We start from the raw sequence: 22,634 nt of genomic DNA, 5'->3' as shown, positions 1-22,634 counted from the left end.
TTACGGTTTATCACTCGATGCGGGGGATGAATCAGGAACAACGGCCGCAGGGGCTTTTTCTTTCTCTGCTGGCTCTACGGCCTCGGCGTCAGGCGCGGGCGCCTCAGCGGACGGCGCTTTAGGCTCGTCGACGTGTGGCTCAGCCACTTCAGGCTGCGCAGCGTCCTTCTCCTTCACCACCGGATTATGGATGGTATTGGCCTCGTCGCTCGCCTTTTCAGGATCGTGCGCCGTGTAAGAACGCTTCATCGACTCTGCCGCTTCACGCAGCTCATCCATGGAGGCCTTCAGTTCTGGCGTCAGGTTATCCAGACTCGCTTTCTCCACTTTTTTCAGGCTGTCCTGAAATTCCTGGAGTTTAAGCTCCTGCGTCAGCTCGTTTTGTACGGTTGTCGCCAGAGAGCGCAGCGCGCGTATCCAGCCAACAACCGTCTTCACTGCTACCGGCAAGCGTTTTGGCCCCAGCACAACGAGGCCAATAATAAACACCAGCAGCAGTTCACTGAAACCAATATCAAACACGAATTACACCTGCTCGTTGTCGTGGCGTTTCGCTTCGTCTTTCTTTGCACTTTCCTGCTTATCAGTGATTGATTTTGCAGTGAAATCTGCATCCTGGTCCGCTTTGGTTTTGGTGTCGTCTTCATCGCTCATGGCTTTCTTGAAGCCTTTGATAGACGAACCTAAGTCGGATCCCAGCGAGCTCAGCTTTTTAGTCCCGAAAAGCAGAACCACGATAACGACGATAATCAGCAACTGCCAAATACTAATACCACCCATACATATCCCTCTGATATGCACTTCATCCTTCAAGCCGCCTCTGCGTTGGCTGCGTTCGTTCACCCCAGTCACTTACTGATGTAAGCTCCAGGGGATTCACTCACTTGCCGCCTTGACGCAGCTTGAATGATTTTGTGCATAGATGATGAAATAATCAGCGCGCATTATACGTTATGCAGCGCCCTCTTAGCGACGCATAATTCAGCGCGTCTTCCGCCACCCGACGAGCCATACCACCAGCCCTCCGGCCATAAGCCATGCGGGTGTCAGGCCCCATTCCGGGCGATTCACTAACAATACTGTACCGCTCAGGAGTAAAACCGCGCCTATACCAAAGAGATAACGCGATTGACCCTGACGGGTGTGATGCGTTGTCAGATTCTGCGAGAGTTTCTCAAGGCTCGCCTGAACCTGCTTGCTCTGCCGAAGGCTGTCATACACCAGCTCCGGCAGTTCCGGCATCTTTTCAATCCAGAACGGCGCTTTGTCCTTCAGGGCGCGAACCAGCGCCGGAATACCGACCTGATCTTTCAGCCATGATTCAAGGAAAGGCTTTGCCGTCTTCCATAAATCTAACTGAGGATAGAGCTGACGTCCTACCCCTTCTACGTAAAGTAATGTCTTTTGTAGCAACACCAGCTGTGGCTGGACTTCCATATTGAAGCGTCGGGCGGTGTTAAACAGGTTCAGCAGCACGTGACCGAAAGAGATCTCCGCCAGCGGCTTTTCAAAAATCGGCTCGCAAACGGTGCGGATAGCAAACTCAAACTCTTCCACATTGGTGTCCGCCGGAACCCAGCCGGAATCGACGTGCAGTTCGGCAACTTTACGGTAGTCGCGGTTGAAGAAGGCGATAAAGTTTTCCGCCAGATAGCGTTTATCGTCCTTGTTAAGCGAGCCAACGATGCCACAGTCGATGCCGATGTACTGCGGGTCTTCCGGGTGTTCATAGCTGACGAAAATATTCCCCGGGTGCATGTCCGCGTGGAAGAAGCTGTCGCGGAATACCTGGGTGAAGAAGACCTGCACGCCGCGTTCGGCCAGTAGCTTCATATTGGTATTCTGCTTTTCCAGCGTCTCTACGTCAGAGACCGGAATACCGTAGATGCGCTCCATCACCAGCATGTCAACGCGGCAGTAGTCTGAATAGACCTCCGGCACGTACAGCATCGGGCTGTTTTCGAAGTTGCGGCGCAGTTGAATGGCGTTCGCCGCTTCGCGCAGCAGGTTCAGTTCATCTATCAGCGTCTTTTCATAGTCACGCACCACTTCCAGCGGGCGCAGGCGACGACCGTCCGGCAGCAGGCGGGGTACCCAGCGCGCCAGGCGATAGATAAGCTTCATGTCCGCTTTGATAATCGGCAGAATGTCCGGGCGGATAACCTTAATGACGACCTCTTTGCCGTTCTCTTTCAGGCGAGCAGTGTGCACCTGGGCAATGGAGGCTGAAGCCAGCGGCTCAATGCTAAAATCATCAAACCAGCTTTCAACGGGGATATCGCCCATCGATTTTTCAATCTGCTGCTTTGCCAGCTTGCCGTCAAACGGCGCCACGCGGTCCTGCAGCATAATGAGCTGATCGGCAATTTGCGGGGGGAAAAGGTCACGACGGGTAGAGAGCATCTGCCCAAACTTGATCCATACCGGGCCAAGCTCCTGCAACGCTAAGCGCAGACGTTCACCTAGCGACTTTTCCTTGTGGCGATTTGGCATCCAGAACAACAGCCGACGCCCAATTCGCAGCGGCAGCGTGATACGCATTTTGGGAATGAGCTCATCAAGCCCGTAACTCAAAAAGGTGCGGATGATAAAATACAGGCGCCGTAATTCTCCTGGCGTCATTTCCCCTCCAGTTTTTCCAACCGTTTCGTCAGCGCGGCAACATCACGCTCAACGGCCGCCGTTTCTTCCGCAAACCAGGCCACTTCCAGCGCGCCGGGTGCCAGTCGCCACTCTTCCGTCAGGGTCTCCGCCACATAGCGCTGCTGGCGCGCCAACCCGTGCTGTATGAACTTCGCCCCGCCACGCAGCGCTTTGCTGATCCCCTCTGCCGCCACATCGCCGGTATAGGGTGCCAGCAGTTCTGCGGGAGAGAACTCTGCCATGTCCGCTAGCGACACCAGGTTTTGCACGACCTGAAGATCGCCCTGCACTTCCAGGTCGTTATTGCGGATGAGTGCCGTCAGTTGCTGACGGTTGCGTAATTGAGGCAGCACGCTGGCGCGGGTGATGACGGTGCAATCCGCCTCGTCGTCCCACGCGCCGACCACGTCAACCTGACGCTCGCTAAATATCAGCACCAGCGGAGAAGAAAACTCTTTCAGCTCAATGCGTAATACTTTTCCGATAAGACGCTGACGGGCAGGCTTCAACGCTTTCTCACGCCATAACAGCGCGTTAATCGCGGTTTCGATACTGCCGGTCACTAAGGGTTTTAAAGGCATGTGGCCCCCGCTTATCAGAATTTATAGCCGCGATGCAGCGCGACAATCCCTGCCGTCAGGTTGAAGTACTCAACGTTTTCCAACCCAGCGTTCTGCATCATCTCTTTCAGGGTGTCCTGATCGGGGTGCATACGAATAGATTCCGCCAGATAGCGGTAGCTTTCGGCGTCGTTTGCCACCATTTCGCCAATACGCGGCAGGATGTGGAACGAGTAGGCATCGTAAGCTTTACTCAGCGGGTCGATAACCGGCTTGGAGAACTCCAGCACCAGCAGGCGTCCGCCCGGCTTCAGTACGCGATACATCGAGCGCAGCGCTTTGTCTTTGTCGGTGACGTTACGCAGGCCAAAGGAGATGGTGATGCAGTCGAAGGTGTTATCCGGGAACGGCAGCGCTTCAGCGTTTGCCTGCACGTACTCCACGTTACCCACCACGCCGATGTTGCGCAGCTTTTCACGGCCCATTTTGAGCATCGAGTCGTTAATATCGGCCAGCACCACGCGGCCGGTTTCACCGACCATACGCGAGAATTTTGCCGTCAGGTCACCGGTGCCGCCCGCCAGATCGAGGACCGTCTGTCCACGGCGCACGCCGCTGCAATCAATGGTAAAACGCTTCCAGAGACGATGGATACCGAATGACATCAGATCATTCATCACATCGTATTTTGCGGCGACAGAATGGAAGACATGCGCCACCATGTTTTCTTTCTGTGATTTGGCGATTGTTTGAAAGCCAAAGTGCGTCGTTTCTTGTGAATCCTCAACCATCTCTATGCCTGCTTATCAAGAAAATGTTCATGGAGTGTAACAGATTGGACGCAATTGCCCTACGATTCCACCCCGTTACCAAACCCGTGCGGCGAGCGTTTTAGCGACGTTCGGCGGCTAACGGATTGTCATCATTCGTGTCTGTGTCGTCACGCAGTCGAAAATCATCGTCCTGCGCCGTCGCCTGTTCAACCAGTTCCGGATTAATCTCGCGTTTTACCTCCACCCCAAGGTGGCGGAACGCCTCGGCCTGCGTAAGCAGGTTGCCGCGCCCGGTAGTGAGCTTTTTCATCGCCTGTCGGTAGTTTTCCTGCGCTTTATCGAGGCTTTGACCGATAGCCGACATGTCATCCACGAAAAGACGCATTTTGTCATATAAGCGGCTCGCACGTTCAGCAATATGCTGCGCATTACGGCTCTGATGCTCATAGCGCCAGAGGTTGGCGATAGTCCGCAGCGCCACCAGCAGCGTGGTCGGGCTGACCAGCATAATATTGTTTTTCAGCGCTTCGCTAATCAGTTCGGGCTGCCTGTCCAGCGCCAGCAGAAAGGCGGGTTCAACGGGGATAAACATCAGGACGTAGTCCAGCGATCGTAGCCCCGGCAACTGCTGATAATCTTTACGACCTAGCATGCGGATATGGTTACGCACCGCCGCAATATGCTCCTGCAGCGCGGTTTCGCGGGTGTAGTCATCTTCAGCGTTAAAGTAACGCTCGTAGGCCACCAGCGTCATTTTGGCATCCACCACCACGTCTTTACGGTGCGGCAGGCGCACGATAACGTCCGGCTGCATACGGGAGTTCGCGTCCGTATTGATGCTGACCTGGGTTTCGTATTCATGCCCTTCACGCAGACCAGAAGCCTCTAATACGCGCGTAAGCACCACTTCCCCCCAGTTACCCTGGGTTTTGTTGTCGCCTTTTAGCGCGCGGGTCAGGTTGACCGCTTCCTGCGCCATCTGGGCGTTGAGCTGCTGGAGGTTACGAATTTCATGTGCCAGCGTGTGACGCTCGCGCGCCTCCTGCCCAAAGCTCTCCTGAACCTGACGGCGAAAACCATCAAGCTGCTCGCGAAGCGGCGTGAGCAGGCCGTGCAGGCTTTGGCGGTTTTGCTCCTCCACCCGGCGGTTGCTCTGTTCGAAGATGCGGTTGGCCAGGTTTTCAAACTGCTCGCTCAGGCGCTGCTCGCTGTTGAGCATCAGGCGGTACTTTTCGTCGCCGTGCTGACGTGTGGTCTCCAGCAGCGTGGTGACTTCCCGCAGGTCGACCTCCAGCGAGGCGTTTATTTCTCGCAGGTTACGCAGCTCGTTATTGAGCAGCTCGCACTCTTCCCGCCAGTGGGCGTTCTGGGCAACCTGCTGTTTTGCCGCACTCAGCTCACCGTACACGTCGCGTTCTTCAGCCAGCTGTTCGGCACGCTGCTGCGCCACGCGATAGCTCGCCGCCAGCCAGCCAATCACGATGCCCGCCAGCGCGACCAGCGCATAAATCACCACGGCAATATCCACAATGCCCCCTGCATAAACCGGTTATCTGCACAAAATAGAATTGTGCTGTATAAACGTCCAGTTTTAAAGCGGTTTCCTGCGAGCCTCCACGCAAAAAGAGAGAGATGAACCTGCAGAGTGCTATTTATATAATAAGTAATATTTCTCATATCATTTTCAAAAATTATTTAAACAGCAAGGAAAATATACAACGAAAGAGTAATAACAAATATATATATTACAAAAATATATTTATAATGTCATTGCCTGGCAACATAAATTACCATACCCTTAATAAGTATATTATCCCAGGCAACTACAGCAACGCCTAATAATATAAGAATAAATTTATTAGTTATTAATCCCTATGAGCAATACGACTATAGAACATAGATAGCAACCATAAACATGGAGAATATTATGGAATTTAGCACATGGATAAAAAAGAGAATTGCAGGTGAAAATATTAGCCTTGGCATTCCTAAGGAACAGCAAAACCTGAACGGCTTAATCCTTGAAGAGGCCATTGCTTTTCATATTGCATGGCGTGAACGCTGGATTACCGCCCTGCGAGAGCATCGGGAAGATGAGTTTGATGCTGCACAGGTCTCTAACGATGCGTTGTGCCAGGTTGGTGAATGGATATATAACGAAGGCAAGTCATTAGCTAAACATCCTGAATATGAACGCTTTCGTGAACTCCATGCACAGTTTCATCAATGTGCCGGTTCTATTGTATCGCTACATAAGAAAGGCCATTTTATGGAGGCGTTAGCGACTGTAAAGAATGAACTGATGCCATTGTCAGAAGAAGTGGGATTATCTCTGGGCGAGTTATTAGAAGCCTCACAACATTAAATTGCCGAATATAAAAAAGGCCTCGTATGAGGCCTTTATACTTGAGCATTCCTTTACAGCAGGCGGCGTGCCGCTTCCACCACGATTTTCACCGCGTGGCTTTCAGTCTGCTTCATCGTCTCAGCGTTCGGGATTTCCTGCTGGGTACGGTTAACGATAACGCCAGCAACCATCCCCGCACGCAGACCCTGGCTTGAGCACATGGTTAGCAGCGTCGCGGATTCCATCTCGTAGTTCATTACGCCCATTGACTGCCACTCTTCCATCGAGCCTTTGTAGTTTCTCACTACGCGGCCGGAGAAGGTGTCATAGCGTTCCTGACCCGGATAGAAGGTATCGGAAGAGGCGGTTACGCCGATGTGCGTGGTCGCACCTACGGCTTTCGCCGCTTCAACCAGCGCAGTCGTACACGCGAAGTCAGCGACTGCCGGGTATTCCATCGGCGCAAAGTGCAGGCTCGCCCCATCCAGACGGACGGAAGCGGTGGTCACCAGAACGTCACCGACGTTGATATGCGGCTGAATGGCGCCGGTGGTGCCTACGCGCAGGAAGGTGCGGATACCCAGTTGGGCCAGTTCTTCCACGGCGATAGAGGTGGATGGACCACCGATACCGGTAGAGCAAACGATCACTGACTTGCCATCAAGTTCGGCACGCCAGGAGGTAAATTCACGGTGAGATGCCAGTTTTACCGGCTTTTCCATTAGCGCGGCGATCTTTTCCACACGTTCCGGGTCACCTGGGACGATAGCGAGTGTAGCCCCTTGAAGGTCGCTTTTGGTGAGGCCGAGATGAAAAACATCAGACTTGGACATAAAGAACTCCTCTGTGGTTCAGTTTTGTCAGAAGAAGCAAAAATGTACTTTATAGAAGACCACAACATCTTTTCGTGACCACAATCACTAAGAATTAAAAATATTACATTAAATTCCACGCAATTAGTGATTCACATCACATTAACAAGTTATTGTTACTCCCTGCTGACCAAAAATACGCCGCATTCAGGCAATGTGATTTGGCTATGAGTTCATTAAAAGGGTACGGAGAATGCCATGACAACCAACAGACAACCTGGATTTGCCCCTGCGGCTTCACCTCACGCCTCAACCACCGTTCATACGCCCGAAGAGGCTATCTCAGCGGGAGAAACCTCTATTCCTTCACAGGGTGATACGCTGCCAGCGTACTACGCTCGCCCTAAGCATAGCGATGCGCCGCTGCCGGTAATCATCGTAGTGCAGGAGATTTTTGGTGTCCACGAACACATCCGCGATATTTGTCGTCGTCTGGCGTTAGAGGGCTATCTGGCTGTCGCACCAGAGCTCTACTTCCGTCAGGGCGACCCGAACGATTATGACGATGTCCCCTCGCTGTTTAGCGGCCTGGTGTCAAAAGTCCCCGACGCGCAGGTGCTGGCCGACCTCGATCACGTCGCCAACTGGGCGGCACGTAACGGCGGTGATGCCAGCCGTTTATTGATGACGGGCTTTTGCTGGGGTGGCCGCATTACCTGGCTATACGCCGCACATAACCCGCAGCTCAAAGCCGCCGTTGCCTGGTATGGCCGTCTGGTGGGTGACAAAACGCTGAAGATGCCGAAAAACCCGGTCGACATCGCGGTCGATCTTAGCGCCCCGGTGCTAGGTCTGTACGGTGGCCAGGACACGGGGATTCCGCTGGAGTCGGTTGAAACGATGCGCCACGCGCTACGAGCGGCCAATGCAAATGCCGAGATCGTGGTTTACCCGGAAGCCGGTCATGCGTTCAACGCCGATTACCGCCCGAGCTATCATGAAGAGTCAGCGAAAGATGGCTGGCAGCGTATGCTGGCGTGGTTTGCGCAGTACGGCGGGAAAAAAGGCTAGTTCCCTTAGTAAAGGAAAACGGAGGCGTTAGCCTCCGTTTGATTTTTTAAGCCTGACGCAGGTTCTGCGCCGCTTTGACCATGTTCGCCAGTGCAGCACGGGTTTCTGGCCAGCCACGCGTTTTCAGACCACAGTCCGGGTTAACCCACAGGCGCTCCGCCGGAATGCGCTGCTCGGCTTTCTTCAGCAGAGCCTCAATCCACTCCACGCTTGGTACGTTCGGCGAGTGAATGTCATAGACGCCCGGCCCGATTTCATTCGGGTAGTCGAACTCTTCGAACGACTCCAGCAGCTCCATATCGGAACGGGAGGTTTCGATAGTGATCACATCCGCATCCAGTGCCGCAATGGAATCCATGATGTCGTTGAACTCGCAGTAACACATGTGGGTGTGGATTTGGGTATCATCCTGCGCCACCGCGGCGTTAATACGGAAGGCTTCCACGCCCCACTCCAGGTAGGCGGCCCAATCGCTACGGCGCAGCGGTAGACCTTCACGCAGTGCTGGCTCATCGATCTGGATGATACCAATACCGGCCGCTTCCAGATCCGCCACTTCATCACGCAGCGCCAGCGCAATCTGCTTAGCGATGGTTTCACGGGTCACGTCTTCACGCGGGAAGGACCAGCAAAGAATCGTGACCGGACCGGTCAGCATCCCTTTCACCGGTTTGTCGGTCAGAGACTGGGCATACTTCGCCCACTCCACGGTGATCGCTTCCGGTCGGCTCACATCGCCGATGACAACGGGCGGCTTCACGCAGCGAGAACCGTAGCTCTGCACCCAGCCGTTCTGGGTAAAGACGAAACCATCGAGGTGTTCACCGAAGTATTCCACCATATCGTTACGCTCGGCTTCACCGTGCACCAGCACATCGAGCCCCAGACGCTCCTGTTCGACGATCGCCTGCTTAATGTGTTCGGCAATGCCGGTGCGGTAGTTATTCGCGTCCAGATTCCCCTTTTTGAAATCCAGACGCAGGCCGCGAATCTCGGTGGTTTGCGGGAAAGAGCCGATCGTTGTGGTCGGCCAGGCCGGAAGATTAAAGCGAGAACGCTGCGCTTCAGCGCGTACCGGGTAAGCACTAGCACGCTGGCTGTCTTTGGCGGTAATCGCCGCCAGACGCTGTTCCACTGCCGCATTGTGCACGCGGGTTGAGTGACGGCGAGCCTGAATCGGCGCGCTCCACTCGACCAGTGCCGCCGTGTTGCCGGTGTTCAGCGCATCACGAAGCAGCGCCAGCTCACCACATTTTTGTAAGGCGAAGGCAAACCAGCTCTTCACTTCTGCGTCCAGGCGGGTTTCGACGCTCAGATCGATAGGACTGTGCAGCAGCGAGCAGGAAGAGGCGACCCAGAGGTCACGTTTACCCACCAGCGCTTTAATCTGCGCATATTTTTCAGTAAGGTCGGCGCGCCAGACGTTGCGGCCGTTAACCAGGCCAGCGGAGAGCAGCCAGTCAGCGGGCAGGCGCTGATGCAGGGCTTCAACATCATCTTTACCGTGCACCAGGTCAACGTGTAGCCCTTGTACCGGCAGCGTAGTAATGGTTTCCAGATTCGGCGTCACGCCCTCGAAATAGGTGGTGAGCAGCAGTTTCACCTGCCCCTGCAGCGCATCATAGGCCGGTTTAAATGCGTTTAACCATGCCTGCGGCAGTTCCAGCACCAGCGCAGGTTCATCAATCTGCACCCACTCAATACCGCGCTTCGCCAGTTCAGCCAGCACCTGCTGATACACCGGCAGGATGTCGTTTAGCAGGGTCAGGCGGTCAAACTGCTCACCCTTCACTTTGCCCAGCCACAGATAGGTAACCGGCCCCAGCAGGACAGGCTTCACGTTGTGGCCAAGCGCCAGCGCTTCGTCAACTTCGTCCAGCAGCTGGGTCCAGGTCAGCTTGAACTGCTGGCCTTTAGTGAATTCAGGCACCATGTAGTGATAGTTGGTATTAAACCATTTGGTCATTTCTGCCGCCGCCGCAGGTTCACCGGTCGGTGCGCGGCCACGGCCAATACGGAATAAGGTGTCGATATCGACGGAGCCATCTTTGTTCTGATGGCGAGCCGGGACGTTGCCCAGCAGCAGGCTGGTGGTCAACACGTGATCGTACCAGGCGAAGTCGCCCACCGGCAGCAGGTCGATACCCGCTTGCTTCTGCTGCTCCCAATGACGGGCGCGCAGTTCGCGGCCAACGGCCAGCAGTTCTTCACGGGAGGCGTTACCCGCCCAATAGCTCTCTTGCGCTTTTTTCAGCTCGCGACGCAGGCCAACGCGGGGGAAACCGAGGGTGTGGTTTTGAATAGTCATCATATGCCTCTCTTAAGTGTTTAAATCCTTTGGATTTTCAATTTAGGGAAGGCGGCAAGTTTATGAATCCCCGGGAGCTTACTTAAGTAAGTGACTGGGGTGAATAAACGCAGCCAACGCACCATAAATTTAAAAGACGAAGGATTTTAGCCGTCCAGATGTTTACACATCCATAATCGACAGGTACTGTATATTCCTCAAGCGCAAATTGTTCATGCCGAAGTGAAGGACTTTCATGATCGAAATTAAACATCTGAAAACGCTCCAGGCGTTGCGGAACAGTGGTTCTCTGGCGGCCGCCGCGGCGACGCTGCACCAGACCCAATCCGCCCTGTCTCACCAGTTCAGCGATCTGGAACAGCGCCTTGGCTTTCGGCTATTCGTACGTAAAAGCCAGCCGCTGCGCTTTACCCCACAGGGGGAGATTTTGCTGCAGCTGGCAAACCAGGTGCTGCCGCAAATCACACAGGCGCTGCAGGCCTGTCATGAACCTCAGCAGGCCACGCTGCGTATCGCCATCGAATGCCATAGCTGTATTCAGTGGCTGACGCCCGCGCTGGAAAATTTCCGCAAGCAGTGGCCGCAGGTTGAGATGGACTTTAAGTCTGGTGTCACCTTTGACCCGCAGCCTGCTCTACAGCAGGGCGAGTTGGATCTGGTGCTTACCTCAGACATCCTGCCGCGCAGCGGCCTGCACTACTCGCCGATGTTTGATTTTGAAGTGCGCCTGGTACTGTCGCCGGATCACCCGCTGGCGACCAAAGCACGCATCACGCCAGAAGATTTGGCGGCAGAAACATTGTTGATTTATCCGGTTCAGCGCCAGCGTCTGGATGTCTGGCGTCATTTCCTGCAGCCTGCTGGCGTCAGCCCACAGTTGAAAAGCGTTGATAACACGCTGCTGCTGGTGCAGATGGTCGCCGCGCGGATGGGCATTGCCGCTCTGCCGCACTGGGTGGTGGAGAGTTTTGAGCGCCAGGGTCTGATTGTGACCAAAACCCTGGGCGAAGGATTGTGGAGCCGCCTGTACGCCGCCGTGCGCGATGGCGAGCAGCGTCAGCCGGTGATGGATGCGTTTATTCGCTCAGCGCGGAATCACGCTTGCGATCATCTGCCGTTCGTGAAGAACGCGGAGCGACCCAATGGCGATGCACCCACAGTGAGGCCAGTATCACCGCAGCCCCTGTAAGGAAGCTCGGCCAGTGGGGCTGTTGATGCCAGATTGCCAGGTTCACCAGCAGCCCCGCGGGCACATGCATATTGTTCATAATGCCTAAGGTGCCCGCATCCACCTGCGTAGCACCGTAGTTCCACATGAAGTAGCCAATCCCCGAAGCCACCACACCAAGAAATACCAAAATCCCCCACTGCGGCAGAGTCTGCGGCATTTTCTGCGCGTTGCCGAGCAGCATCCAGGCCACCGTCGCGACCAGAAACGCCCCGAGATAGAACCAGGCAAAGGCGTTATGCTGCGGCATTGGCCGGGTCTCCATCAGACGCTTATAGCCCACCATACCGATGGCAAAGACGATATTGGAGAGCTGCACCAGGATAAGCCCGGTCCAGAAATGGTTAGTGATGTGGTCGTAACGAATAATCCCTGCGCCAATCACCGCCAGCAGCGCACTAAACGCGTAGCTCCAGCGCAGGCGGCGTCCGCTCATCAGGTCGTAAATCAGCGTGATGTAGAGCGGCGTGAGGACGGTAAACAGCAGCAACTCGGAGACGGTCAGGTAGAGATAAGCATGGAAGCTCAGCATATACATGATGCCAAGCTGCATTGCGCCCACCAGCATATACAGGCCAACGGTTTTCAGGCTGTGCCCACGGGTGCGAAGAAACGGCAGGAAGACCAGCGCCGCCAGGCCCACGCGCACCAGCACCGCAAAGTAACTGTCGACGTGTCCGGCAAGGTACTCGCCGTAGAAGCTAAAAGAGAAAGCCCACAGGATGGTGGTAATAATCAGGAGCGCCACAATGAATGTCTCATAGGAAGATGAGCATTCATTGTAGCGGAGTTACCGGTTGACAACTGACCAATAACTAGTCGGTTGTTGATAATTAACGCAGGTACATGTCGCGCAAGAAGTGCGGTACCGCGTCATCGGCGTTCGAGCCGATCACTTCAAGCTCCGGATGCAGATCTTTCAGACGCTGATGCGCGCCTGCCATGATGCAGCCTTTACCTGCCATCGACAGCATTTCGGCGTCATTCATGCCATCGCCAAACGCGATGCAATCTTTAAGGGTATAGCCCATCGCTTTCGCCACCGCTTCCAGCGCATGGCCTTTCGACACGCCGCCCGCCATCACTTCCAGACAGGTGAGCGTAGAGAAGCTGACGTTGACGCGATCGCCCCAGCGCGCGTTAATCGCCTGCTCCAAAGGCAGCAGCGTTTCGTGATCGTTGCAGGTGAAGAACACCTTGCTGACCCCTTCCGGCTCCAGCATACCCGGCTCATACAGGGTGTAGTTAAATACCGCTTCCTTGAAGAAACGCATCTCTTCCGGGCGATGACGGTTCATAAACCATTCGTCTTCACGGTAAACGTTGGTGACGATATCCGGGTTGTCATTCACGATGCCGAAGAGATCGGCGGCGATATCACGATCGAGGTTATGAGCGAAAACCTGTTTCCCATCGGCATCGTGCACGCGCGCGCCGTTGGAGGTGATCATGTAGGATTTGATCCCCAGATTATCGCGAATCTGGCCTACGTCGATGTAATGACGTCCGGTCGCAAAGACGAAGTTCAGGCCGCGCTCGGTGAGCAGCTTTAGCGTCTCTTTCGCGTACGGCGTTAAGTGGTGGTCGGGGGAGAGTAAGGTGCCATCTAAGTCAGACGCAACAACCTGGTACATATTCGAATTTAACCTCTAAACAGTGCGCCGCTGGCGCCGAATTAACAATGTCGACGGAAAAAATCGACGATGGCAGTGAGTGCGACTGAGCGCATAGCGTCCTTTTCAAAAAGGATCTCATGATAGGCGCCCTGTATGACAAGCGGCTTACCGCCATCACAAGGGTGGCCCGCTTCGGCGCGAATTTCGCAATAACGATCGTGCATGCGATTATCAACGACGCGTTCCTCCTCTGCCTGAATCAGCAGAACGGGGAACGTCTCTTTTGCGGCACCGGCGAGGATTTGCTCCCCTGCCAGGATACCTTCTCTGACCCAGTGATATGTGGGGCCTCCCACGCGCAACCGGGGTTCATCGGCATAAAAACGAACGTTACGCCGATAGCGTTCGCGACTATGGGTCAGTACATTAATGCCAAACGGCAGCGCGTGCCATCGGCCCGTTCCCATTGCATACCCTTCCCGAAGACGCTGATGGCCCTCAGCCCAGTCGAGAAGCGGCCTTACTACCCATTCCGGCAGGCGCATAATAATCCCAAACATCGGTGCACAAAGCGCGATGGCATCACAGCCTTGCGGATGACGCTGCAAAAACTGCGTGGCGATGGCGCCGCCCATCGAGTGAGCGAGAATAAATCGCTGCCGCCAGTGTCCCGGCAGTACCTGCTGTTGCCAGAAGGCGGCAAGATCGTCAACGTAGTCGCTAAATTTCGCCACGTGGCCGCGATGGGAGTCAGACAACATACGCCCGGAGCGCCCCTGACCGCGATGGTCGATAATCAGCACATCAAAGCCGCTATGGAACAGGTCGTACGCCAGCTCGGCATACTTCACGTAGCTCTCAATTCGCCCAGGGCAGACCACGATCACGCTGTCGTGCGCCGGTGAACTGAACCGAACAAACCGTACTGGAATGCCGTCAACGCCGATAAACTCCGCTTCCTTCCGCCCTCGCCAGAAATCCATCAGCGGGCCGGTCGTAAAGGCAGCAAACGCGTTTTCTCTTGTATTCCAATCCTTTTGCTGTTGAAACATCGGGCTTCCACCCCTGCTAACCGCTGAAAATCATTTTTTTGTGACGCCTGACACAACGTCAGGACAATAGCGTATTGTGGCATAAAAACAGATAACCAGGGAGTTTCTCATGACCTTCGAATGGTGGTTCGCCTACCTGCTCACATCCATAATTCTTAGCCTTTCGCCGGGCTCAGGGGCGATCAATACCATGACCACCTCTATTAACCACGGCTATCGCGGCGCGGCGGCATCGATTGCCGGGCTGCAAACCGGCCTGGCGATTCACATCGTGCTGGTTGGCGTAGGCCTGGGTACCCTCTTCTCGCGCTCCCTGCTGGCCTTTGAGGTGCTGAAGTGGGCGGGGGCGGCGTACCTTATCTGGCTCGGCATTCAGCAATGGCGTGCGGCAGGCTCCATCGACCTGAAAACGCTGGCGAAAACGCAAAGTCGCGGCAAGCTGTTCCAGCGTGCGGTGTTCGTGAACCTGACCAACCCGAAGAGCATCGTGTTCCTGGCCGCGCTGTTCCCACAGTTTATCGTGCCGCATCAGCCGCAGATAATGCAGTACCTGATTCTTGGGGTGACAACCATCGTCGTCGATATCATCGTGATGATTGGCTACGCGACGTTGGCGCAGCGGATCTCAGCGTGGATTAAAGGGCCGAAGCAGATGAAGGCGTTGAATAAAGTGTTCGGCTCGCTGTTTATGCTGGTAGGGGCGCTGCTGGCATCGGCTCGACATGCCTGAATACAGCACGCAAATTTTTGTCGTGGGAGCCGCTAACTGACAAAATCGCGCGAGCGGCGGCGCATCCCGGAAAGAAGCCTGGAATAACCGCTACACCACAAAAAGCCTGAGTGCCAGAATGCCGCCAGACTTTTCATTCACGGATGATAAACGATGGCGGAGACAGCCACGCCGCATGACGCGGTGTTTAAAACCTTTCTCTCCTGCGCCGATACGGCGCGGGATTTTATTCGCCTCCACCTGCCCACTCAGCTTCTCCAACTCTGCAAGCTAGAGACGCTACGGCTGGAATCGGGGAGCTATATCGAAGACGATCTACGCCCCTACTACAGTGATGTTATCTATTCGCTGCAGACCACCACTGGGCGCGGCTATATCCACGTTCTTATCGAACACCAAAGCACGCCGGATAAACATATGGCTTTCAGATTACTGCGCTACGCCGTTGCCGCCATGCAGCGCCATCTCGAAGGCGGTCATAAAACCTTACCGCTGGTGGTTCCCATTCTGTTTTATCACGGCAAACGCAGCCCTTATCCCTGGTCGCTAAACTGGCTGGATGGGTTCAGCGACCCCGTCGCTGCACGTCAGCTCTACACCTCACCTTTCCCGCTGGTGGATATTACGGTTATCCCCGACGACGAGATTATGCAACACCGCAGCATGGCAGCGCTGACGCTGGTGCAGAAGCATATCCGGCAGCGGGATATCGCGTTGCTACAAGACAAGCTAGCCAGTTTGTTCATTCTGGGACACATGAGCGGACAACAAATAACCGTGCTAGTAAACTATCTGATACAGGCCGGACAAACCCAGGATGTTCAAAAACTATTGTATGGACTGGCACAGCGCGTGCCGCAGCATGGAGAAAAGCTTATGACTATGGCAGAACAGTTAAAGTTGATTGGCCGTCAGGAAGGGATTCAACAAGGTATTCTGGAAGGTAAACTCGCCACATTGCATCATGTGGCAAAAGCAATGCTGGCACGGGGTCTTGATAGCAACATCATCACTGAGATCACCGGACTTTCCCCCGATGAACTCCAGCAACTTAACCACTAAACGCCGATTAGCCCACCCGATAACGATACCGAGTGGGCCAACCACTTAGCGCGAAATAATCAGGTGAATGCCGAAGCCCGCGAACAGCGTGCCCGCCACGCCGTCGATCCACTTCGCCGCGCGCTGGTAGCCGCGACGCATTGCAGGCAGCGCAAACAGGCTCGCCACGACGGTAAACCAAGCCAGCGTTTCGAGGATAATCAGCAGGAAGATCCCCCAGCGCTCGCCCGCACCGACGTTGTCACCGACAAACAGTGAGAACACTGAACCAAAGTAGATAATCGCTTTTGGGTTGGCGAGATTCGTCAGCAGGCCCTTCATAAAGCTGCGTCCGCCCTGAGCCAGTTCGACCTGCGGTTCTTCCGCAGCGTCAGACGGCTCTTTCTTCAGCGCTCCGCGCAGCATCTGGTAGCCCATCCAGCATAGGTACAGACCACCGCCGACCATAATGATGGTGTGCAGCCACGCCATTTTTTCGATAATCAGATGCAGGCCGAGCAGCGCAACGCCCGCCCAGACCATCACACCACAGGTGATCCCTAGCACGCCCATCATCGCTTCTTTGCGCGAGCGGCTCACGGCGGTCTGGGAGACAAAAAAGAAGTCCGGCCCCGGGCTCATCAAAGCAATGATGTGCACCAGCGCGACGGTCAGGAATAACGTAATCATGATAGGCCTACCAAACGGGACGATAAATTCGCGGAAAAGCGTACAGTGAGTCACCATCTTTGCACTTTTTCCGCAAACTGACTACTCCTCATCATCTCCGTCGACGTGAGCGCGAATCAACGCCAGGAATTCGCGGCCAAAGCGTTCGAGTTTACGCGTGCCCACACCGTTGACGCTGAGCATATCGCTTGGGGAGATAGGCATCTGTTCTGCCATTTCAATCAGCGTCGCGTCGTTAAAGACGACGTAAGGCGGGATATTTTCTTCATCGGCAATGGCTTTACGCAGCTTACGCAGCTTAGCAAACAGCTGCTTGTCGTAGTTACCCACCGCCGCTTTCTGCATCACGCGCGGCTTCAGCGCCACAATACGCGGCACCGCAAGCTGCAGCGGCACTTCGCCGCGCAGCACCGGACGGGAAGCGTCGGTCAGCTGTAGCGCCGAATGTTGGGCTATGTTCTGGGTGACGAAGCCTAAATGAATGAGCTGACGAATGACGCTGACCCAGTGTTCATGGCTTTTGTCGCGCCCCATGCCGTACACCTTGAGCTTATCGTGGCCGAACTCACGAATACGCTGACTGTTGGCACCGCGGATGACCTCGACGACGTAGCCCATCCCAAAGCGCTGGTTAACCCGGCCAATGGTGGAGAGCGCAATCTGCGCGTCCTGCACGCCGTCGTACTGTTTCGGTGGGTCGAGGCAGATATCGCAGTTGCCGCAAGGCTCCTGGCGGCCCTCGCCAAAGTAGTTGAGCAGCACCAGACGACGGCAGGTCTGCGCTTCGGCAAACGCCCCCATCGCGTTGAGCTTATGCCGCTCGATATCCAGCAGCATGCCCTCTGGCTTTTCTTCCAGGCAGCGGCGCAGCCACGCCATATCGGCCGGGTCGTAAAACAGCATCGCTTCCGCCGGTAGGCCATCGCGCCCGGCACGGCCGGTTTCCTGATAGTAGGATTCGATATTGCGAGGGATGTCGAAATGCACCACGAAACGGACGTTGGGCTTGTTGATACCCATCCCGAAGGCCACGGTGGCCACCACGATTTGCAGGTCGTCGCGCTGGAATTTTTCCTGCACGTCGGCGCGCACGGTGTTTTCCAGCCCGGCATGATACGCCGCCGCGCTGATGCCGCGGCTTTGCAGGCGAGCCGCGGTGTCTTCTACCTTCGCGCGGCTATTGCAGTAAATAATGCCGGATTTTCCCCGCTGCTCCTGCACGTAGCGCATCAGCTGATCGAGCGGTTTAAACTTCTCCATCAGCATGTAGCGGATATTCGGGCGGTCGAAGCTGCTGATTTGAATCAGCGGGTCGTTCAGCCCCAGCAGGCGCACAATGTCGCTACGGGTAGTGTCATCGGCGGTAGCGGTAAGCGCCATAAACGGCAGCGCGGGGAAGCGCTGACGCAGCTGGCCAAGGGCCGCGTATTCCGGGCGGAAGTCATGCCCCCACTGCGAGATACAGTGCGCCTCATCCACCGCCAGCATCGCCGGATTCCAGTGCGCCAGATGCTCAAGGAAGTTATCCAGCATCAGACGTTCCGGGGCGATATAGAGCAGGCGAATCTGCCCGGTACGGCAGCCGGCCATCACCTCTTGCTGCTGTTCGCGGGTTTGGGTGGAGTTGATACAGGCCGCCGCCACGCCGTTCGCCAGCAGCTGATCGACCTGGTCCTTCATCAGCGAGATCAGCGGTGAAACCACCACCGTCAGGCCGTTAAGCACCAGCGCAGGGATTTGATAACACAGCGACTTACCGCCGCCGGTAGGCATCACGACCAGGCAGTCGCGCCCTTCCAGCACGGTGTCGATAATGGTTTCCTGGCCAGGGCGGAACTGCTGGTAGCCAAAGGTCTCTTGCAAAACCTGCTTAGCCAGCGATTCCTGATTTAAAACTTCCGCCTGTGCCACATTGACCCCATTACCGTTAAATAAAAACAGGCGCTATTTTCAGCGCCCGCGTGCCAAACTGCAACGTTTTAGACGAATTCCTTCGGCCGTGCTCGCAACAAACCGCAGGAATTGCTCTTAAAACAGGTCGTTAAGCATGACCCCGACCCCAACGCGAGTCTGGTTAAAGTTATAGTCGATAAGCGATTCACCGTATCCGCTGTACACCTGAGTATAGAGGCGAACGTGCTTAGTGACCGGATAGCTCACACCCAGCTCCGCGCCGCCGTAGCCGGTGTTCCAGTTGTATTGCCCCTGCGCACTGAGCACCGCGTCGCCCAGCTGGTAGCCGATTTTCAGCCGGTAATAGCCCATATATTTGGTGATATCTGAGTTATCGTCGGTATCGCCAATCACGTACCAGGGCTTCACCTCAACCAGCCAGTTGCCGTTTTGCGCCATCAAACGCGTATAGAGTCGGTTCCAACTGCGGGAAGTGGGATCTGAGCGGCCGTTGGAATCATGGTTATAGCCCATCTCAACGTCGCGAAGCGTCCAGCCCGCGAAGCGATAATCGGTAGCAAAGCCGAGGAAAAGCTGCGGCTCATAGTTGGTCTCACGGAACGGCGAAGACTCATCGCTGTTGGAAAGCTGCCACCAGGAACGTTGGGTGTAAGACGCTGCCAGTACCGAGTTATCCCCCAGAATGCCGCGCCACAGCGGGAAGGCCAGGCTAAGCTGGAATTTCACCTCATCTTTACGCGCATTCTCGGCCCAGTCGTAGGAACGAATCGCCTCTTTATTGAGGTCGCTGGTCCAGGTGTAAAGCAGGTAGTTGCTTTCATAGGGGTAGAGCGTGAACGGGTTATCATGCTCCTGTAGAAGGTTGGCGATAATACTGCCGCGTACTGCCGGTGCATCGTGCACCTCTTTAATTGTCGCTTCCTGTGCCAACGCCGCGACAGGCAGCAGCAGCGCCAGTAGCCCACTGAGTGAGATCCGCATCAGTCAACTTCCCCTGAGATATATGCAAATAATGGATAACAAATTGACACGTATTCTACCTGTTTACGCTGTTCTTGCTCATCAAACCTTTCTGAAAGTAGAAATCAACATTCAATCGGCATAAAATCAACATTTTATTAACAATGAAATGTAAGGTCACTATGTCTGCAGAACTCACCGCGGAAGCCGCACTCAAGCTGGTTGGCGAAATCTTTGTCTACCATATGCCGTTCAACCGGGCCCTGAATCTGGAGCTGGATGTCTACGAAAAGGCGTTCGCACAGCTGAGTTTTAACAACCAGCCGATGATGGTGGGCAACTGGGCACAAAGCATTCTGCACGGAGGGGTGATCGCCTCGGCACTGGATGTCGCGGCAGGCCTGGTCTGCGTGGGCAGTACGCTGGCGCGTCATGACACCATCAATGAAGATGAGCTGCGCCAGCGCTTGTCAAAAATGGGCACCATCGACCTGCGCGTGGACTATCTGCGTCCAGGACGCGGCTCGCGTTTTACCGCCACCAGCACGCTGCTGCGCGCAGGCAATAAGGTTGCCGTTGCCCGCGTTGAGCTGCACAACGAAGAGAAAACGCATATCGCCAGCGCCACGGCGACTTATATGGTGGGATAACCGCCAGAATCGCGTAAAATTGCGTTACTTTTTCGAAATGGATGTTTCACATGGATCCCAAACAAACGCGACAGGGCGTGCTTCTGGCCCTTGCCGCCTATTTCATCTGGGGCATCGCTCCAGCCTACTTCAAGCTGATTTACTACGTTCCTGCCGATGAGATCCTGACCCACCGCGTTATCTGGTCGTTTTTCTTTATGGTGGCACTCATCAGCTTTAGCCGCCAATGGCCGCAGGTTAAAACGCTGCTGAAGACGCCAAAGAAGGTCTTCCTGCTGGCACTATCGGCGGTGCTGATTGGCGGTAACTGGCTGCTGTTTATCTGGTCGGTCAATAACCACCATATGCTGGAGGCAAGCCTCGGCTACTTTATTAACCCGCTGGTGAATATTTTGCTGGGGATGATTTTCCTCGGCGAGCGTTTCCGCCGCATGCAATGGGTTGCCGTCGCGCTGGCGATTTGCGGCGTTCTGGTACAGCTCTGGACCTTCGGTTCGCTGCCAATCATTGCCCTGGGGCTGGCGTTCAGCTTCGCCTTCTATGGCCTGGTGCGTAAGAAAATTGCCGTCGATGCCCAGACCGGCATGCTTTTCGAGACGCTCTGGCTGCTGCCGGTAGCGGCGATTTACCTGTTCGGCATCGCTGATAGCGCCACCAGCCATATGGGGCAAAATCCGTGGTCGCTGAACCTGCTGCTGATTGCCGCAGGCGTGGTGACCACTATCCCACTGCTGTGCTTTACCGGGGCGGCGACCCGTCTACGTCTGTCAACGCTGGGCTTCTTCCAGTACATCGGCCCAACGCTGATGTTCCTGCTGGCGGTGACGTTCTACGGTGAGGTGCCGGGCGCAGATAAGATGGTAACCTTTGCCTTTATCTGGGTGGCGCTGGCGATATTCGTGATGGATGCGGTGTATACGCAAAGACGGGTGCGCCGGAGCTAGAAGATTGCCGGATGGCGGCGTAAGCGCCATCCGGCACGGCTATTACAGCCAGTTCTTGCGTTTAAAGTACAGGTACGGCGCAAGCCCGGCCAGAATCATAAAGATAATCGCTCCAGGGTAACCAAAGCTCCACTTCAGCTCCGGCATAAACTCAAAGTTCATCCCGTAACTGGAGGCCACCAGCGTCGGCGGCAGGAAGACCACGGAGACCACCGAGAAGATCTTGATGATGCGGTTCTGCTCGATGTTGATAAAGCCCATCGCCGCCTGCATCAGGAAGTTAACCTTCTGGAACAGCGATTCGTTGTGCGGCAGCAGGGATTCGATATCTCGCAGAATCTCCCGTGCCTGCTCCAGCTGGCCTGCCGGCAGACGCGCCTTACGCACGAGGAAGTTCAGCGCGCGCTGGGTATCCATCAGACACAGGCGAACTTTCCAGCCGATATCTTCCAGTTCCGCTAGCGTCGAGAGCGCTTCGTCATACTCATCGCCCTGATGCCCTTCCATAATGACGCGGCTTAGCTTTTCGAGGTCGCTATAGATGTTTTCGATTTCGTCCGCCAGCTGTTCGATCTTGGTTTCGAACAGGTCGAGCAGCAGCTCGTAGGCGTTACCGTCCGCCATCGCCTGGTTACGCGCACGCATGCGGTAGAGGCGAAATGCCGGCAGCTCACGCTCACGCAGGGTGAACAAACGCCCTTCGCGGATGGTGAATGCGACGGTGGAGTTACCTGCGTGATCGTCCGCATCTTCATAAAAGAAGAAGGAGTGGATGTGCAGGCCGTCTTCGTCTTCAAAAAAACGTGCGGATGCTTCGATGTCTTCCAGTTCAGGGCGCGTGGCCAGGTTCTGGCCCAAATCCTTTTGCACACGGTTTCGTTCGTCGTCATCTGGCTCGACTAAATCCACCCAAACCGAGCTGGCAAGATGATCGATCTCATCCGCCTCAAGACGCGTTAAACGATTGTTTTCCAGTTGAAATGCGCTCAGCATGACCGGGACTCCCAATGCAAAAAATTATCGGACAGCCGGTGGGCACACAGAAACTACAGGGGTTTCAGACCATTAAACAGCCTGACTCAATGCGACGGGAAATACGAGTCGCTGACAACCGCTAAGGCTATCAGCATAAGAGGATAGCCTTAGGAGTTGTTCCTGAATGACAGGAAGGTGAGCCAGCATCTACTGGGTGTGTCCAAGGCTTTGTCCTCTTAGCGTAATCGTGCGCGCATGTTACGCCAGCAAAAAAACGCCGTCAACACGCAACGAAACGCTAAGTTAGATTAATTACCTTC

At 55.2% G+C, this 22,634-nt stretch carries 23 protein-coding genes; 7 read left to right on the top strand and 16 right to left on the bottom strand.

Annotation, left to right across the window (positions count from 1 at the left end):
• The 6 genes from tatB to rmuC form a co-directional block, all read right to left on the bottom strand.
• Window positions 1–522, bottom strand: a complete 522-nt coding sequence (gene tatB / locus AB2B48_RS19065) for a Sec-independent protein translocase protein TatB (RefSeq protein ID WP_368299856.1) — start codon at window positions 520–522, stop codon at window positions 1–3.
• Between the two features lie 3 nt (window positions 523–525).
• Window positions 526–780 carry a Sec-independent protein translocase subunit TatA gene (gene tatA, locus AB2B48_RS19060; protein WP_123651758.1) on the bottom strand — a complete coding sequence of 85 codons (255 nt, stop codon included), beginning with the start codon at window positions 778–780 and terminating at the stop codon, window positions 526–528.
• A 201-nt stretch (window positions 781–981) separates the two neighbouring features.
• Window positions 982–2,622 (bottom strand): ubiquinone biosynthesis regulatory protein kinase UbiB, encoded by a 1,641-nt coding sequence (gene ubiB, locus AB2B48_RS19055; protein WP_185669747.1) that lies wholly within the window; start codon window positions 2,620–2,622, stop codon window positions 982–984.
• Window positions 2,619–3,224, bottom strand: coding sequence for a ubiquinone biosynthesis protein UbiJ (locus AB2B48_RS19050; RefSeq protein ID WP_368299855.1), 606 nt, complete (start codon window positions 3,222–3,224; stop codon window positions 2,619–2,621). The genes ubiB and AB2B48_RS19050 overlap by 4 nt, the downstream gene beginning before the upstream one ends.
• Window positions 3,225–3,238: 14 nt before the next feature.
• Window positions 3,239–3,994 carry a bifunctional demethylmenaquinone methyltransferase/2-methoxy-6-polyprenyl-1,4-benzoquinol methylase UbiE gene (gene ubiE / locus AB2B48_RS19045; RefSeq protein ID WP_185669749.1) on the bottom strand — a complete coding sequence of 252 codons (756 nt, stop codon included), beginning with the start codon at window positions 3,992–3,994 and terminating at the stop codon, window positions 3,239–3,241.
• 100 nt (window positions 3,995–4,094) lie between these two features.
• Entirely contained in the window at window positions 4,095–5,504 is a 1,410-nt protein-coding gene (rmuC, locus tag AB2B48_RS19040; protein ID WP_185669750.1) for a DNA recombination protein RmuC, read from the bottom strand.
• Window positions 5,505–5,903: 399 nt separating this feature from the next.
• Between rmuC and AB2B48_RS19035 the strand changes: the two genes are divergently transcribed.
• Complete coding sequence (locus tag AB2B48_RS19035) at window positions 5,904–6,341, top strand: CZB domain-containing protein (RefSeq protein ID WP_368299854.1); 438 nt, start codon at window positions 5,904–5,906, stop codon at window positions 6,339–6,341.
• Window positions 6,342–6,394: 53 nt separating this feature from the next.
• Here AB2B48_RS19035 and udp read toward each other — a convergent pair whose 3' ends face one another.
• Window positions 6,395–7,156 carry a uridine phosphorylase gene (udp, locus tag AB2B48_RS19030; RefSeq protein WP_185669752.1) on the bottom strand — a complete coding sequence of 254 codons (762 nt, stop codon included), beginning with the start codon at window positions 7,154–7,156 and terminating at the stop codon, window positions 6,395–6,397.
• 237 nt (window positions 7,157–7,393) lie between these two features.
• Here udp and AB2B48_RS19025 point away from each other — a divergent pair, with 237 nt between their 5' ends.
• Window positions 7,394–8,206, top strand: a complete 813-nt coding sequence (locus AB2B48_RS19025) for a dienelactone hydrolase family protein (protein ID WP_220439436.1) — start codon at window positions 7,394–7,396, stop codon at window positions 8,204–8,206.
• Between the two features lie 46 nt (window positions 8,207–8,252).
• Here AB2B48_RS19025 and metE read toward each other — a convergent pair whose 3' ends face one another.
• Entirely contained in the window at window positions 8,253–10,514 is a 2,262-nt protein-coding gene (gene metE / locus AB2B48_RS19020; RefSeq protein ID WP_368301983.1) for a 5-methyltetrahydropteroyltriglutamate--homocysteine S-methyltransferase, read from the bottom strand.
• 235 nt (window positions 10,515–10,749) lie between these two features.
• Here metE and metR point away from each other — a divergent pair, with 235 nt between their 5' ends.
• Window positions 10,750–11,703 carry an HTH-type transcriptional regulator MetR gene (gene metR / locus AB2B48_RS19015; protein ID WP_333013117.1) on the top strand — a complete coding sequence of 318 codons (954 nt, stop codon included), beginning with the start codon at window positions 10,750–10,752 and terminating at the stop codon, window positions 11,701–11,703.
• Here the strand turns inward: metR and AB2B48_RS19010 are convergent.
• The 3 genes from AB2B48_RS19010 to pldB form a co-directional block, all read right to left on the bottom strand.
• The gene (locus AB2B48_RS19010) at window positions 11,591–12,490 is read right to left on the bottom strand and encodes a carboxylate/amino acid/amine transporter (RefSeq protein ID WP_185669755.1); all 900 of its coding nucleotides are present in this window, start codon (window positions 12,488–12,490) and stop codon (window positions 11,591–11,593) included. The genes metR and AB2B48_RS19010 overlap by 113 nt on opposite strands.
• Before the next feature lie 85 nt (window positions 12,491–12,575).
• Window positions 12,576–13,376 carry a sugar/pyridoxal phosphate phosphatase YigL gene (gene yigL, locus AB2B48_RS19005; protein WP_333497225.1) on the bottom strand — a complete coding sequence of 267 codons (801 nt, stop codon included), beginning with the start codon at window positions 13,374–13,376 and terminating at the stop codon, window positions 12,576–12,578.
• Between the two features lie 41 nt (window positions 13,377–13,417).
• Complete coding sequence (pldB, locus tag AB2B48_RS19000) at window positions 13,418–14,410, bottom strand: lysophospholipase L2 (protein ID WP_368299853.1); 993 nt, start codon at window positions 14,408–14,410, stop codon at window positions 13,418–13,420.
• A 109-nt stretch (window positions 14,411–14,519) separates the two neighbouring features.
• On the opposite strand from pldB, the gene rhtB reads away from it, so the two are divergent.
• Both rhtB and AB2B48_RS18990 read left to right on the top strand, forming a co-directional pair.
• Entirely contained in the window at window positions 14,520–15,140 is a 621-nt protein-coding gene (rhtB, locus tag AB2B48_RS18995) for a homoserine/homoserine lactone efflux protein (RefSeq protein ID WP_035894409.1), read from the top strand.
• A 153-nt stretch (window positions 15,141–15,293) separates the two neighbouring features.
• A complete protein-coding gene (locus tag AB2B48_RS18990) occupies window positions 15,294–16,202 on the top strand; it encodes an Rpn family recombination-promoting nuclease/putative transposase (protein WP_368299852.1) in 909 nt (302 codons plus the stop codon).
• Between the two features lie 45 nt (window positions 16,203–16,247).
• Here the strand turns inward: AB2B48_RS18990 and rhtC are convergent, their stop codons facing one another.
• The 3 genes from rhtC to pldA all read right to left on the bottom strand — a co-directional run bounded on the left by rhtC (window position 16,248) and on the right by pldA (window position 19,766).
• Window positions 16,248–16,871 (bottom strand): threonine export protein RhtC, encoded by a 624-nt coding sequence (gene rhtC, locus AB2B48_RS18985; RefSeq protein WP_185669759.1) that lies wholly within the window; start codon window positions 16,869–16,871, stop codon window positions 16,248–16,250.
• A gap of 81 nt (window positions 16,872–16,952) precedes the next feature.
• Entirely contained in the window at window positions 16,953–18,782 is a 1,830-nt protein-coding gene (recQ, locus tag AB2B48_RS18980; protein WP_185669760.1) for an ATP-dependent DNA helicase RecQ, read from the bottom strand.
• Window positions 18,783–18,899: 117 nt separating this feature from the next.
• Window positions 18,900–19,766, bottom strand: coding sequence for a phospholipase A (gene pldA, locus AB2B48_RS18975; protein ID WP_368299851.1), 867 nt, complete (start codon window positions 19,764–19,766; stop codon window positions 18,900–18,902).
• 161 nt (window positions 19,767–19,927) lie between these two features.
• Here pldA and yigI point away from each other — a divergent pair, with 161 nt between their 5' ends.
• Complete coding sequence (gene yigI, locus AB2B48_RS18970; protein WP_220439443.1) at window positions 19,928–20,395, top strand: acyl-CoA thioesterase YigI; 468 nt, start codon at window positions 19,928–19,930, stop codon at window positions 20,393–20,395.
• 50 nt (window positions 20,396–20,445) lie between these two features.
• Window positions 20,446–21,339: an EamA family transporter RarD gene (rarD, locus tag AB2B48_RS18965; protein ID WP_368299850.1), complete on the top strand. Its 894-nt coding sequence runs from the start codon at window positions 20,446–20,448 to the stop codon at window positions 21,337–21,339.
• A gap of 42 nt (window positions 21,340–21,381) precedes the next feature.
• Here rarD and corA read toward each other — a convergent pair whose 3' ends face one another.
• Window positions 21,382–22,332, bottom strand: a complete 951-nt coding sequence (gene corA, locus AB2B48_RS18960; RefSeq protein WP_185669764.1) for a magnesium/cobalt transporter CorA — start codon at window positions 22,330–22,332, stop codon at window positions 21,382–21,384.
• Window positions 22,333–22,481: 149 nt separating this feature from the next.
• Window positions 22,482–22,538, bottom strand: coding sequence for a YsgD/CorL family protein (gene ysgD / locus AB2B48_RS18955; RefSeq protein ID WP_368301982.1), 57 nt, complete (start codon window positions 22,536–22,538; stop codon window positions 22,482–22,484).
• Between the last annotated feature and the right edge of the window lie 96 nt (window positions 22,539–22,634).

The organism is Kluyvera sichuanensis, assembly GCF_040930405.1.
GTDB lineage: Bacteria > Pseudomonadota > Gammaproteobacteria > Enterobacterales > Enterobacteriaceae > Kluyvera > Kluyvera sichuanensis.
The sequence above is the reverse complement of the archived record's forward strand: the minus strand, read 5'-3'. Positions and strand labels throughout refer to the sequence as shown.